13 protein-coding genes are annotated in these 13,369 nt (G+C 43.0%); all 13 read right to left on the bottom strand.

Annotated features, from left to right (window positions below; translation table 11 throughout):
- Positions 1-88: 88 nt before the first annotated feature.
- Entirely contained in the window at positions 89-640 is a 552-nt protein-coding gene (gene cotE / locus QM454_RS14625) for an outer spore coat protein CotE (RefSeq protein WP_432359216.1), read from the bottom strand.
- A gap of 116 nt (positions 641-756) precedes the next feature.
- The gene (locus tag QM454_RS14630; protein ID WP_432359218.1) at positions 757-1,191 is read right to left on the bottom strand and encodes a RicAFT regulatory complex protein RicA family protein; all 435 of its coding nucleotides are present in this window, start codon (positions 1,189-1,191) and stop codon (positions 757-759) included.
- Entirely contained in the window at positions 1,191-2,741 is a 1,551-nt protein-coding gene (gene miaB, locus QM454_RS14635) for a tRNA (N6-isopentenyl adenosine(37)-C2)-methylthiotransferase MiaB (protein WP_432359220.1), read from the bottom strand. The genes QM454_RS14630 and miaB overlap by 1 nt, the downstream gene beginning before the upstream one ends.
- 325 nt (positions 2,742-3,066) lie before the next feature.
- A complete protein-coding gene (locus tag QM454_RS14640) occupies positions 3,067-3,336 on the bottom strand; it encodes a stage V sporulation protein S (protein ID WP_153010004.1) in 270 nt (89 codons plus the stop codon).
- An 87-nt stretch (positions 3,337-3,423) separates the two neighbouring features.
- A complete protein-coding gene (locus QM454_RS14645; RefSeq protein ID WP_432359222.1) occupies positions 3,424-4,221 on the bottom strand; it encodes a TIGR00282 family metallophosphoesterase in 798 nt (265 codons plus the stop codon).
- 89 nt (positions 4,222-4,310) lie between these two features.
- The gene (rny, locus tag QM454_RS14650; RefSeq protein ID WP_432359224.1) at positions 4,311-5,879 is read right to left on the bottom strand and encodes a ribonuclease Y; all 1,569 of its coding nucleotides are present in this window, start codon (positions 5,877-5,879) and stop codon (positions 4,311-4,313) included.
- A 446-nt stretch (positions 5,880-6,325) separates the two neighbouring features.
- On the bottom strand, positions 6,326-7,384 hold the full coding sequence (gene recA / locus QM454_RS14655) for a recombinase RecA (protein ID WP_432359226.1): 1,059 nt from the start codon (positions 7,382-7,384) through the stop codon (positions 6,326-6,328).
- Between the two features lie 175 nt (positions 7,385-7,559).
- Entirely contained in the window at positions 7,560-8,813 is a 1,254-nt protein-coding gene (locus QM454_RS14660) for a competence/damage-inducible protein A (RefSeq protein ID WP_432359228.1), read from the bottom strand.
- A 12-nt stretch (positions 8,814-8,825) separates the two neighbouring features.
- Positions 8,826-9,404, bottom strand: a complete 579-nt coding sequence (pgsA, locus tag QM454_RS14665) for a CDP-diacylglycerol--glycerol-3-phosphate 3-phosphatidyltransferase (protein WP_432359230.1) — start codon at positions 9,402-9,404, stop codon at positions 8,826-8,828.
- 55 nt (positions 9,405-9,459) lie between these two features.
- Positions 9,460-10,332, bottom strand: a complete 873-nt coding sequence (locus tag QM454_RS14670; protein WP_432359231.1) for a helix-turn-helix domain-containing protein — start codon at positions 10,330-10,332, stop codon at positions 9,460-9,462.
- Between the two features lie 17 nt (positions 10,333-10,349).
- Positions 10,350-11,147, bottom strand: a complete 798-nt coding sequence (locus QM454_RS14675) for a YmfK family protein (RefSeq protein ID WP_432359233.1) — start codon at positions 11,145-11,147, stop codon at positions 10,350-10,352.
- A 185-nt stretch (positions 11,148-11,332) separates the two neighbouring features.
- Positions 11,333-12,061 (bottom strand): elongation factor P 5-aminopentanone reductase, encoded by a 729-nt coding sequence (ymfI, locus tag QM454_RS14680; protein WP_432359235.1) that lies wholly within the window; start codon positions 12,059-12,061, stop codon positions 11,333-11,335.
- A gap of 7 nt (positions 12,062-12,068) precedes the next feature.
- Positions 12,069-13,367: an EF-P 5-aminopentanol modification-associated protein YfmH gene (yfmH, locus tag QM454_RS14685; RefSeq protein ID WP_432359237.1), complete on the bottom strand. Its 1,299-nt coding sequence runs from the start codon at positions 13,365-13,367 to the stop codon at positions 12,069-12,071.
- Positions 13,368-13,369 lie beyond the last annotated feature (2 nt).

The following is a 13,369-nucleotide window of genomic DNA, read 5'->3' on the forward strand; positions in this document are numbered from 1 at the left end:
ATATTATAACAAATCATGTAGCTTCAAAGTAGCAAACCTGAAAAACCGGTTCGATTCGCACAAAAAAAAGCCGGATGCTCCTTCCGGCTTAAAATGGACGTGAATCCTTCCCTCTGTCATCATGACGCTTCTCGTCATCGCCCTTATGATGGTCATGTTTGTGGCCTTGATGGGAAGACGATTCATCTTTAAATGACCATTCCTCTTCGAAATGATGTGGGTGGACTGTGATGCACACTTTTGTTTCACCAACAACTTCCGCAACCAGTTCCCTTTCCACTTTAATAATGAATTTTTCCCCACACTCAGAAATGAGTGCTTCTGTGCAATTCGGATGCTGGACGACGTTGACGATTATTTCTTCTTGACCGGACACCGGCTCATCCCGATAATGGAGCCTAATTCGATCCTTATACGGCACCGATTCCGAATAGACGGAAGTCTTTGAGTGGTCATGGTGCGAATACCAGACATTCACATCAAATTTCCCGGTCACTTCAACATAGCGTCCCACTTTTTTCGCATGATGCGTGTGGTTGATCACCCAGCAGCCTAATATGCTCGACGGATTATTCGGCGGCTTCAGTGAGACATTCGATTCCGTCCTTAGCTTCCCTTTTGCAATGACTGCCTTCGTCACAATTTGCCGTAAATTCTTCAGTTCGTTTCCTCCTTCGTTGACGTCTATTTATCCTATGCACTAGAAGCCCAGAAAGTGAAAAAAACCGACGAGGAATTTATCCTCATCGGTTTAGATTATGATAGCTGCTTATAGTTTGTATTTTTAACGTATGATCCAGTCTTACCACGGCGTATATCTCCACCCGTGGATTCGATAATCTCGTCCGTTACACTGTTAGCAATTGTGTTGGAAACGAGCTGGAGTAGTTCGTTCACATCAAGCTGTGATTGCTTGAATTCCTGTACAATCGGAACATCATCGATTTCTTCTTGAATCTTATCAATTTTCCCTTCGATAATTGCAAGCGCTCTTTCTTTTTCATACATTTGGAAATTGACCGCTTGTGTTTGCAACGACCGTAAACTCGCAATTTTTTCACGGATTTTTTGGTTTTCATTAATTTGTTCTTCCGCCCGTTTAAAAAATTCAACTTGTTCCGTATTTGCGATCATATGGGCTATTTCCCGCGCTTTTTCAATAATCTCTTCTTTCGTATAAAGTTTTTCCATTATGACATCACCTTCTCCTCTTTTACGACACCGATAAACTCACCATCGAGTGACCATGTTTTGGCATCAGTAATTTTCACATTGACAATTTCGCCGATTACGGAACGTGGTGCTTTAAAATTGACGAGTTTATTTTTCTCGGTATAACCGGAAAGAACTTCTGGATTCCTTTTACTTTCACCTTCGACGAGCACTTTGACAACTTTTCCTTTGTATGGCTTCATCGCTTCTGCCGACATATCATTGACGAGCTTATTAAGGCGTTGAAGACGTTCTTTTTTCACGTCCATTGAAATATTGTCCACCATCTTTGCGGCAGGCGTCCCTTCACGTGGTGAATAAATATACGTATAAGCCATTTCAAACCCGACTTCCTTATACAAGGAAAGCGTTTCTTCAAATTGCTCATCCGTTTCATTCGGGAAGCCGACAATGATATCCGTTGTCAACGTGACATTTGGTATTGCAGCTTTAATTTTACGTACGAGCTCCAAAAACGATTCTCTTGAATACTTCCGTGCCATAATCTTCAAAATGTCACTTGAGCCTGATTGGACAGGCAAGTGGATATGATCGAGCAAGTTACCGCCTTTTGCAAGAACTTCAATGAGGTGATCGTCGAAGTCTCTTGGATGACTCGTCGTAAAGCGGATGCGCGGAATATCGATTTTACGGAGTTCATCCATCAAGTCTCCTAAGCGGTATTCGATATCATCAAAATCTTTTCCGTAAGCATTGACATTTTGTCCAAGAAGTGTAACTTCTTTATAACCTTGCGCAGCGAGCTTTCTCACTTCTTGAATAATATCTTGCGGTCGTCTGCTGCGCTCTTTACCTCTTGTGTACGGCACGATACAATACGTGCAAAACTTATCGCAACCATACATGATGTTGACCCACGCTTTAATATTGCCATGACGGACTTTTGGAAGGTTTTCAATAATATCCCCTTCCTTTGACCATACTTCGACGACCATTTCTTTCGACATATATGCTTCGTGCAGAATATTCGGCAATCGATGGATATTGTGTGTTCCGAAAATCATATCGACTTGATCGTATGTTTGCAATATTTTATTGACGACTGATTCCTCTTGCGACATGCAGCCACATACTCCAATGAGCAAATCGGGTCTTTCAAGTTTTAACGGTTTCAGGTGTCCCAATTCACCAAACACTTTGTTTTCAGCGTTTTCACGAATGGCACATGTATTTAAAAGAATGACGTCTGCATCATCTACTGTGTCCGTTGCTTCGTATCCCAATCCCGTGAAAATGCCTGCCATCACTTCAGTATCGTGTTCATTCATTTGACAGCCATATGTACGAATATAAAATTTACGTCCGGCACCCATGCCAAGAAAGCGCTCATCAATTTGGAAATCATCGTGATAGGCAATTTCCTCTTTTCCTCGCTTTTTCGCTTTCTTCAAGGATGGAGGTGTGTAGACAGTCTCAAAATATTTACTATAGTCCTTTTCCGGTGCAGTTGAAGTTTTCACTGTATCCGGTTTGACGAGCCCGGCTGCCAGGCGTTGCTCTTCATTCATGTAATACTTCCCCTTTCTTCAAACCTTGTGGGAATTGAACAGATTTATTTCATTATACATGAACTTCTTACCAGTTTGAAGTGGTGTGAGTTTTCATTTCCTGAATTGCGGATGTTTTAGACAACTGTGTGACAATACTCTTTTTATGGGGGTACGTTTTGAGCGTAGGGGGGCTTGTTTTGGGCGCGGAATGGCTGACTTTGGACGCGGGATAGCCATCTTTGGGCGCGGAGTGGCTTGCTTTGGACGCGATTATAAAAAGCTGTCAAGAAAGTCATCTTTCCGACTTTCTCGACAGCCTTATTTTAGCTTTATTTCTTTGCATCTAACTTCGTTTTCTTTTTTCCACTAACAGCTTCAAAGCTGTTCTTCCCTCACCGTTAATTTCAATATCGGTAAATGCCGGGGCGCATACGAGGTCGCTTCCGCTTGGGGCGACGAAACCGCGTGCTATTGCGACCGCTTTGATGGCTTGGTTCAATGCGCCTGCACCGACCGCCTGCATTTCAGCATACCCTTGATCCCTGATTACCGCTACGAGAGCTCCTGCGACGGAATTCGGATTAGAGCGGGATGATACCTTCAATGGACTCACCATGTTTCCTCCTTGTTTTCACGATGTATATGGAATGTATTTATCCATACGTCATCTTATGAAAAGAAAGAGATGATTAGACTCACTTCATCGTTCGAATCGATGATCCTCATTTATCATAATGCGCTCAATCTTGACCGCTTTTCCTGTTTGGTCATTCAATTCAACGAACAATCCATTTAATTGGGCGCGCCCTCTTTTTGGTACTTCAAACCTGACAGGCAAGTTCGTACGGAATCGATAGATGACATCCTCTTTTTTCATTCCTAATATTTCATCATAAGGGCCTGTCATTCCAGCATCCGTCAAATAGGCAGTTCCTCCTGGCAAGATTCGTTCATCTGCTGTTTGCACATGTGTATGCGTCCCGACAACAACAGATGCCTTTCCATCCAAATGCCATCCCATCGCAATCTTTTCACTTGTCGCTTCCGCATGGAAATCGACGAAGATGAGTGGAGAAATTTTGCGGGCCTCTTCAATTAATTCTTCCGCTTTTTCAAATGGATCGTTATGAGGAGGGAGGAATGTGCGACCGTGTAGATTAATGACCGACAGAGTCACGCCATTTTTCGTTATCGTCGTCATACCTTTCCCGGGGGCCTCATCTGAAAAGTTAGCCGGACGGATCAAGTAGTCGGTATCATCGATGAAATCATATATTTCTTTTTGATCCCACGTATGATTGCCCATTGTTACAACATCGACGCCTGACCGGAGTAAATCGTCAAAAATCGCTTTTGTTATGCCTCTTCCAGAAGCAGCGTTTTCACCGTTAGCAATGACTACATCCGCATTGTATTTCCTTTTCAATCGTGCGATGTAATCAAACACCATTTCTCTGCCGATTGACCCTACGATATCACCTATAAATAGTACCTTCATTATTGTAACCTCTCTCTGCTTATTGCACCTTCATTAGAAATGAGAAGAAAATGACTCCTGAACCATGGCTTGGCAGGAGTCATTTTTCATCATTTTGCATATTCGACTGCACGTGTTTCACGTATGACTGTCACTTTAATGTGACCTGGGTAATCGAGTTCCTCCTCGATCCGTTTTCGAATATCCCTCGCCAAACGATGAGCTGTAATATCATCGATTTGGTCTGGTCTAACAATAATTCGAACTTCGCGGCCCGCTTGGATAGCGAATGATTTTTCTACGCCATCGTAAGACTCCGAAATCTCTTCGAGTTTTTGTAGCCTACGAATGTAGTTTTCAAGCGTTTCACTTCGCGCACCTGGTCTTGCCGCTGATAATGCATCAGCTGCAGCTACTAATACAGCGATGACCGATGTTGCTTCCTCATCGCCATGATGGGAGGCGATACTGTTGATGACAACAGGATGCTCTTTATATTTCGTCGCGAGCTCAACCCCGATTTGGACATGGCTTCCTTCGACTTCATGGTCGATTGCCTTACCAATATCGTGGAGAAGCCCTGCGCGTCTTGCAAGGGTAACATCTTCGCCTACCTCGGCTGCCAATAGCCCTGCAAGATAAGCAACTTCAACAGAGTGCTTTAGGACGTTTTGGCCGTAGCTTGTACGGAAATGCAGTCTTCCAAGGATTTTGATCAAATCCGGATGTAGATTATGAACGCCCACATCAAATGTAGTCTGTTCCCCTTTTTCACGGATTAGCTCATCCACTTCCCTGCGAGACTTATCGACCATCTCTTCAATCCGAGCAGGGTGTATCCTTCCATCTTGCACAAGCTTTTCAAGTGCGAGACGGGCAGTTTCCCGACGTACAGGATCGAAGCCGGACAGGATGACCGCTTCTGGTGTATCGTCAATAATTAAATCAATACCAGTCAATGTCTCTAATGTTCTAATATTTCTACCTTCCCGTCCGATGATACGACCTTTCATCTCATCGTTCGGCAAGTTCACGACTGATACGGTTGTTTCTGCAACATGGTCTGCTGCAAATCGTTGCAATGCAAGGGAAAGGATTTCACGCGCTTTCTTTTCGGATTCCTCTTTTGCACGTTGCTCCGATTCTTTCGTCATTACGGCGATATCTGTGGAAAGTTCTTTCTCGACTTCATCCAAGATGATTCGTTTCGCTTCATCTCTTGTAAGAGCCGAGATTCTTTCAAGTTCCGTCTGTTGCGTAGCAACAAGATCTTCCGCCTTGCGTTCCATTTGTTCAATATGCTGTTGTCTACTGGAAAGCGCTTCATCTTTACGCTCCAGCCCTGCTTCTCTTTTATTGAGAGCATCGTCCTTGCGGTCAAGATTTTCTTCCCGTTGTAAAAGGCGGTTTTCGTGTTTTTGCAATTCCGCTCTTCGTTCACGGACTTCTGATTCCGCTTCAATTCTCAGTTTGTGATTTTCATCTTTCGCTTCCAACAGTGCCTCTTTTTTCATAGCCTCCGCTTCACGCTTCGCATCTTCAATAATTTGTTCGGCAGAGTTTTTGGCACCCGTCACTCTTGAATCATTCACCTTTTTGATAACTAAATAGATAACAACTGCACCGACGAACAGACCGAGCAAAGCGGAGATGATGTTTATGATGATTCCATCTGGCATCCAGGTCACCTCCTCCTGCTATTCTTTTCGTTTTCAGTCGGCCCGTATATTAACATTCAACATACTGCCATAATGATTTCATTGGTGTGAAATTATACAATTCTAATTGTATCTATGAAAAATTGCCATGTCAAGGATTGTAAACCAAAGCGAATCGAACAGCGCAGGGTTCGATTTGCCGTATTTCTGCGGGTTTTGCAGAAATTAAGGCAGGATCTTGCCACCCGGAGTCTAGACGATAACAAAAGCGGAGGGCGCCTGCCTAGAGACGACAGGCATAAGGCGAAGATGCGCCGTGGCGGTTTTTGCCACAGAGCAACTTTGACTTATGACCCGAGTCTCTGGCGCCCGGAGTCTAGAGGGTAACAAAAGCGGAGGGGGCTCAAGCTACATTTGTTCAAAGAAAAACCGACCTACTCTAAAGAAGCAGATCGGCTCTATACCAATTATTTTTCTTCTAATAACAGTTCGAGTTCTTCTTCGTCGTCCTCGTCATGTCCTGCGATGACGTAGTTAGCTGCAGCGAGACCGTAAGAATCACGAATTTTGTTTGCGATTTCCGCACGCATATCCGGATTTTCCTTTAGGAACTGCTTTGCATTTTCACGACCTTGGCCAAGACGCTCCCCTTCATAGGAATACCATGCACCGCTCTTTTGGACAACTTCCAGTTCAGCACCGAGGTCGACGATTTCGCCTTCTCTCGAAATCCCTTCTCCGTACATAATATCCACTTCTGCAGTACGGAACGGAGGAGCAACTTTGTTTTTCACGACACGTATACGTGTTTTGTTCCCCATAATGTCGTTTCCTTGTTTAATTGCTTCACCGCGACGCACTTCCAAACGAACGGAGGAATAAAATTTCAACGCGCGGCCACCAGGTGTTACTTCAGGGTTACCGAACATAACGCCGACTTTTTCACGGATTTGGTTAATGAAGACAGCAATGGTGTTCGATTTATTAATAGCACCGGACAGTTTCCGAAGTGCTTGGGACATGAGACGGGCTTGTAAGCCGACGTGCGAGTCACCCATTTCCCCTTCAATTTCCGCTTTTGGAACTAATGCTGCAACGGAGTCGATGACAACGATGTCGACTGCTCCACTTCGAACGAGTGCTTCGGCAATCTCAAGTGCCTGTTCACCCGTATCCGGTTGTGACAAAAGCAATTCATCAATATTAACACCTAGCTTTTGTGCATAAACTGGATCCAACGCATGCTCGGCATCGATAAATGCGGCTTGTCCACCTGATGCTTGCACTTCGGCAATTGCATGCAACGCTACTGTCGTCTTACCAGAGCTTTCTGGTCCATAGATCTCAATGACACGGCCTCTCGGATAGCCGCCAACTCCTAGTGCTGCATCTAGAGCTAAAGAGCCTGAAGAAGACGTTTCAATCTTCCGGTCGGTCTGTTCCCCCAACTTCATGACGGACCCTTTCCCGAATTGTTTTTCAATTTGCTTCAAAGCTTGGTCCAAAGCTGCTTTACGATTGCTCAAAAACGATTCCTCCCTTAAAAGGCGTTATTCTTTTCTTCCTGTCTCTACTATACTCCTTTAATGAGAAATACTCAAACAAAAAACGAACGCTTATTCGATTATTTTTATCAAAATCCATTTTTAAATGAGAATACCAGGGTAAAATTGAATTTTAAATGAGAATATGGGGCAAAAATTAATTTTCATTGTTTTGCCCTTTCATTTCTTTTATTAAATAGTAGAGAGCAAATTTAGCAGCACGTTTTCGATTCGCATTTCTGGAACCTGAAAGATCGAGTTTAAATGTCTTCACTTGATCATCTAGAAAAGCAATTCCAATCCACACGATCCCTACTGGCTTCCCGTCATGGGGATCTGGTCCTGCAGCACCCGTCAACCCGACGCCGATGTCTGAACCGAATTTCCGCTTTACATTTTGCGCTAGCGCCGCTGCGCATCGAGAACTGACAACGCCATACTCTTTGAGTAATGAATCGGGAATATCTAGATGCTCCATCTTCGTTGTTTCATCATAAACGACCATTCCACCTTTTAGGGAGGAGCTAATACCTGGCTCATTTGCCAATTCGGCCATGAATAAACCTGCTGTCAAGCTTTCAGCAGCCGCGATTGTCAATTTATTACCTTTCAACAGTTCAGCTGCTTTTGAAGACAATGTGTCATCATCTGTGCCAAAGATAAATTGACCGACCAATGATCGGATTTTCGCTTCCACCGGCGCTATCAACTTGTGCGCCGCTTCAGTAGATTCCGCCTTTGCCGTTAATCGTAATATAACTGAATCAGGTGATGCTAGAGGAGCGACGGTTGGATTTGTTTGCTTTTCTAAAATTGATTGAACCCGATACTCGAGTTCAGCTTCACCAATGCCGTAAAATTTCAATTCACGGGAGACGATGACTTCACGTTTGCCTATTGTGCCTAATAAATACGGGATTGCTTCTTTTTCAAACATCGGTTCCATTTCATGAGGCGGTCCCGGCAATAATACATAGCGTATCCCATTCTTTTCAATCGCCATGCCAGGCGCCATCCCGTAATTGTTCGTCAAAACTGTCGAACCGGTTAGGATAAGTGCCTGCTTTTTATTATTTTCAGTCATCGTCCTGCCTGTCCGGTTAAAATATGCTTCGATAGATGATAAAGCGGCAAGATCACTCTCAAGTTCTGTGCCAAGTATGTTAGCAATCGTTTCTTTCGTTAAATCATCCTTTGTCGGCCCTAACCCTCCTGAAAAAATGATTAGATCGGCACGATTTTGTGCAATCGTTATCGCTTCCGTTAGCCTATTAGGGTTGTCCCCTACGACCGTCTGATAATAGACATCGATGCCAACTTCAGCTAGACGTGCTGAGATGAATGCCGCATTCGTATTTGTAATTTGCCCTAATAGGAGTTCTGAACCTACTGCAATAATTTCCGCTTTCATTCCACCATCTCCTTACATGGAGTCGAGTAAGACCCTCCGGTTTTTATAAAAATAATCCGCGCCCGACCAAATTGTAAAGATCAGAGCGATATAAAGCATAATGGAACCGAATGGAAAGTTTATTGCTTCAAAGAAAATGTTGTTTAGTAGTAAGGAGGCGATTGCAACTAATTGTGTCGCCGTTTTAATCTTCCCTAATTGGTTTGCCGCCACAACTTCACCGCCACCCGCAAGTATAAGCCTCAACCCAGTAACTGCAAATTCTCTACTAATAATAATGATGACGACCCATGAAGCGGCAGACCCCAATTCCACTAAAATAATGAGGGCAGCTGAAACGAGAAGCTTATCAGCGAGCGGATCTAGAAATTTCCCCATGTTCGTGACAAGATTATGTTTTCTTGCTAAATGTCCGTCGAACCAATCTGTTGCAGCAGCGATGATGAATAGCAGCGCACCGATCAGTTGCTCCACGGACAGAATAGTCCCTCCAAATGCCAAAGATCCAAACCCGAAATCGACGATCATGAAAATGATGAATATCGGGATGAGCAGTACGCGCGATACTGTAATTTTGTTAGGTAAATTCAATTGTCTCACTAATCCTTTCAGAATGAAAAAAGTCATCTTTGTAGATGACTATTTTTCATTTCTCATATTCTATAAAAATATTTTGTGTCATAGCGTCTGATGAGTACTCAAGTTTCTCATCATTTACATAGATATCAGCATACTTAGTCACACCGACTCGTATTCTAACATATTGAACGTCTGAAACGTCTAGCTCAATCGTCTCACCGTTTTTCATCACTCTTGCTTCAGGTGTAAGTTCTTCTCTATTCTCATTCTGTACACCGATCCACGTATCGCCAAATGCATCGATTTTCAGCTTGAACTCTTCAGCGTCAGTTAATGTATACGTTGAGTCTTGCCCACTCGTTCTGACGTATGTGAGCGACTGTTCTTTCACTACTTCCTCTGGCTCAGGCTCAGGATCTGGCTCAGTCGTTTCCTCGTCGGGTTCGTCATCTGCTGAGCCACCGCCTGAATTGCCTGCCGGTGGCTGATTGTTATCCATCGTTATTGGTTGTTCCGGTTCTACATCGTATCCTGCATTGTTGGACGCACCTTTTTGCCATAATACCCAAACTACGACAATGATGACAACGATAAATAACGCCATGATGATTTTTGGAATTAGCTCATTCAGACGGCTGTTTCCCTTAATACCTCTTCTTCTCTTCATGGGAGGAGTAATTTGCGTATTTTCTTCTTCAAGCTTTTCATGCATGGCCGATTCTTTGTATAATGATAACATTTCGTCAGAATCCAATCCGACAGCTTCCGAATACTGTTTAATGAACGCACGTACATAGAAAGCGCCAGGCATCATGCTGTAATCTTCATTTTCAATACCGGAAAGGTACCGTTTTTGAATTTTAGTTATCGATTGCAAATCATCTAGTGAATATCCTTTAGTAGTTCTCGCCTCTTTAAGACGATCACCTAATCCGGTCAATGTTATCACCTACCTATTTAAAAGTTAAATGTTCCAAATCCACCCATCGGTCCGATGTCAGACATCATATGGTTTTTCTCCATCATTTCATATGTAATTTCTTGGTCAGGATCAGTTCGTAATTCGATAATATAATCAAAATCTTCCATGTCGTATTCAGAATGCTGTACGAACATATCAGGATGCTCAACCACTTTAATTGTAGGCATGCTCATCATTTCCCGGACAAGTTGCATATGTCTTTCATCGCCGGACTTACGTGTAACTATGCCATCGAGGATGAAAATATTGTCCTTCGAAAATTCATCTCCCGCCAATTTGTTCCGAACGGTCTGTTTAATCATTGTGGAAGATAGGAATATCCATTTCTTATTCGCACATACACTTGCGGCGACGACTGACTCTGTTTTGCCAACCCTCGGCATCCCCCGAATCCCTATCAATTTATGGCCATCTTGCTTGAACAACTCTGCCATGAAATCCACAAGAATTCCCAATTCACTACGAATGAATCTAAATGTCTTTCGGTCATCGACATCGTGTTGGATATAGCGTCCATGCCTCACCGCTAAAATGTCACGCAATTTCGGCTGACGGATTTTTTTCACCTGAATGGTCTCCATCGTAGATGCAATCAATTCGAAGCGCTTGATCTGATCATCATTTTCCGTACGGACAAGCATGCCTCGATGTCCGCCATCAACACCGTTAATCGTTACGATATTGACGCGTAACATTCCTAAAAGAGAAGCAATGTCTCCAAGCAAACCTGGCCGATTTACTTGTATCTCATATTCGACATACCATTCACCCATTCGAAACACCCTTTCAATCCGTTGTTAACAATAGAACGCAAAGGCACGAACGTTATTATTTAGCATTTGGTCAAACGCCCCATTATGTAGGACGCAATAGACGCAACTTAGTTCTATAATAGCGGATTCGGCAGCCGAAGAAAAGGAAAATAGAAAAAAGGGGTAACCGCCTCCCCTATTATCGTTTACATATACCATCCGCCATTCAGTTTTACAATTTCTCCGGTCATATAATCTGCATTACCACTAACGAGGAAACTTACAAGATTCGCGACTTGGTTAGGCTCACCTGTTGACTGTAACGGTATTTGATCAATGACAAGCTGTTTATCGACTTCCGATAATTCATCATTCATTTCCGTTTCAATCCACCCCGGCGCAATAGCATTCACTCTCGTCCCACTGTAAGCTGCCTCTTTTGCATACGCTTTAACGAATGCATGTTGAGCCCCTTTTACTGCAGAATACATCACTTCTCCAGCTGCACCGGTATTGCCCCAAATTGAGCCGATAAAAAGAACGTATGAAACGGGATAGCTCCTTAACTGTGAAGATGTACGGCTAATGAACATTGCAGGGTTTTGCATATGTACACGCCATAAAGCATCCATATCACTACTGTTCGTGTCGGTCAATAATTTCAACAGCGATTGTCCCGATGCAACAATAATCGCTTGGATATGTCGAACTTGCTCGGCAAGCTTCAAACCGCCGTCGTATTCCGAAAAATCCGACCGGACGATTTTGAAGTCACTTTCGGGATACTTTTTCGTCAAATCTTCTTGTAGCTCGCAAGCTTTTTCTTCGTTTTTGTTGTAATGAAGGTACAATGACCATCCATCGGCGGCCAGTTTTCGGCTGACCGCCTCCCCGATTCCTCCGGATGAACCGAGAATGACTGCATATTTATTCATTAGTAGCTCAGCCTTCTTTAGATCCTGGAATGATTGTCATAACCGTATGGCTATCTTCGTTGGAGATCGTCTTGAATGCATCTTGCAAATGCTCCATCTCAATCTTTTCAAGTGTTGGCACGACATCGAATAAATTCATGTCGTTGAAATTGTATTGAGTAAACTGGTTAGAGATAAATTCAATGGAGTTCAATGAACGCATGAATTGACCAATTCTCCGCTTTCTTGCGCGATTTAAATCATCTTCGGATATCGTCCAGTTTTCCGCGAGCGATGTTAATGCAGAGCGAACTGCCGTCTCTAACTCCTCTGGCTTCTCCGTATCCGATTCAACCATTGCAAACCCGTAATCCTTTTCTGAGATGAAATCGTAGTGAAATGTCTCATCGATTAAATGATCATTATACGCCCTCGTATAAAATTCAGAAGTTCGTCCGAACAAAATATCGAGGAGAAGATTGATTGCCAAATCCTGCCGGAGCATGTTATCGCCTTTCATCATCGTACGATTGCACTTCATGCCATAATTGAATTTCGGTCGAAGTACATCCATTTCTAGGACAGTTTTCTTCCTGTTCGCTTCGATTGGCTCTTCAGGGTAATTCCGCGTAATTTCTTCAGGCTCTGAAAACTCTTTGTTGTTTTGATCATTACGGATAAAATTCATCATCTCTTCCGGATCAACAGCTCCGATAACGAAAACAGTCATGTTAGAAGGGTGATAAAACGTTTCGTAACATTCGTAAAGATGCTCTGCTGTTATCTCTTGAATTGTATCCACAGTTCCTGCAATGTCGATATTAATAGGGTATTCTTTGTATAGGCTTTGAATCGTTCCGAAATAATTACGCCAATCCGGATTGTCATCGTACATCGTAATTTCCTGTGCGATGATGCCTTTTTCCTTTTCTACTTTTTCTTTTGTAAAATAAGGCTCTTGGACAAAATCAAGTAACACTTTTGTGTTTTCATATAATTTGTCTGTAGTGGAAAACAAGTATGAAGTGCGCGTGAATGACGTAAATGCATTCGCAGAAGCGCCTAGAACGCCAAACTTTTGAAATACGTCCTCATCCTTTTTATCAAACATCTTATGCTCCAAAAAATGAGCAATTCCGTCAGGTACTGTTATAAATTCCTTTTTCCCTCTCGGAATAAATGTCCGGTCAATTGAACCATATTTCGTCGTAAACGTTACATATGTCTTTGAAAATCCGCGCTTTGGCAATATATATACGTCAAGTCCATTGTCGAGCTTTTCGTGAAACAATGTTTCCTGCAAGTTATCAAACGTGATTTTTTTCATCA

Source organism: Sporosarcina sp. UB5, from assembly GCF_050859005.1.
Classification (GTDB): Bacteria; Bacillota; Bacilli; order Bacillales_A; family Planococcaceae; genus Sporosarcina.

Coding starts and splice junctions, on each gene's coding strand:
- QM454_RS14645 (WP_432359222.1), bottom strand. CDS start 4,221: ATGAAGGTACTATTTATAGGTGATATCGTAGGGTCAATCGGCAGAGAA.
- QM454_RS14660 (WP_432359228.1), bottom strand. CDS start 8,813: ATGAAAGCGGAAATTATTGCAGTAGGTTCAGAACTCCTATTAGGGCAA.
- QM454_RS14630 (WP_432359218.1), bottom strand. CDS start 1,191: ATGGAAAAACTTTATACGAAAGAAGAGATTATTGAAAAAGCGCGGGAA.
- QM454_RS14675 (WP_432359233.1), bottom strand. CDS start 11,147: ATGGGTGAATGGTATGTCGAATATGAGATACAAGTAAATCGGCCAGGT.
- yfmH (WP_432359237.1), bottom strand. CDS start 13,367: ATGAAAAAAATCACGTTTGATAACTTGCAGGAAACATTGTTTCACGAA.
- miaB (WP_432359220.1), bottom strand. CDS start 2,741: ATGAATGAAGAGCAACGCCTGGCAGCCGGGCTCGTCAAACCGGATACA.
- ymfI (WP_432359235.1), bottom strand. CDS start 12,061: ATGAATAAATATGCAGTCATTCTCGGTTCATCCGGAGGAATCGGGGAG.
- rny (WP_432359224.1), bottom strand. CDS start 5,879: ATGCCAGATGGAATCATCATAAACATCATCTCCGCTTTGCTCGGTCTG.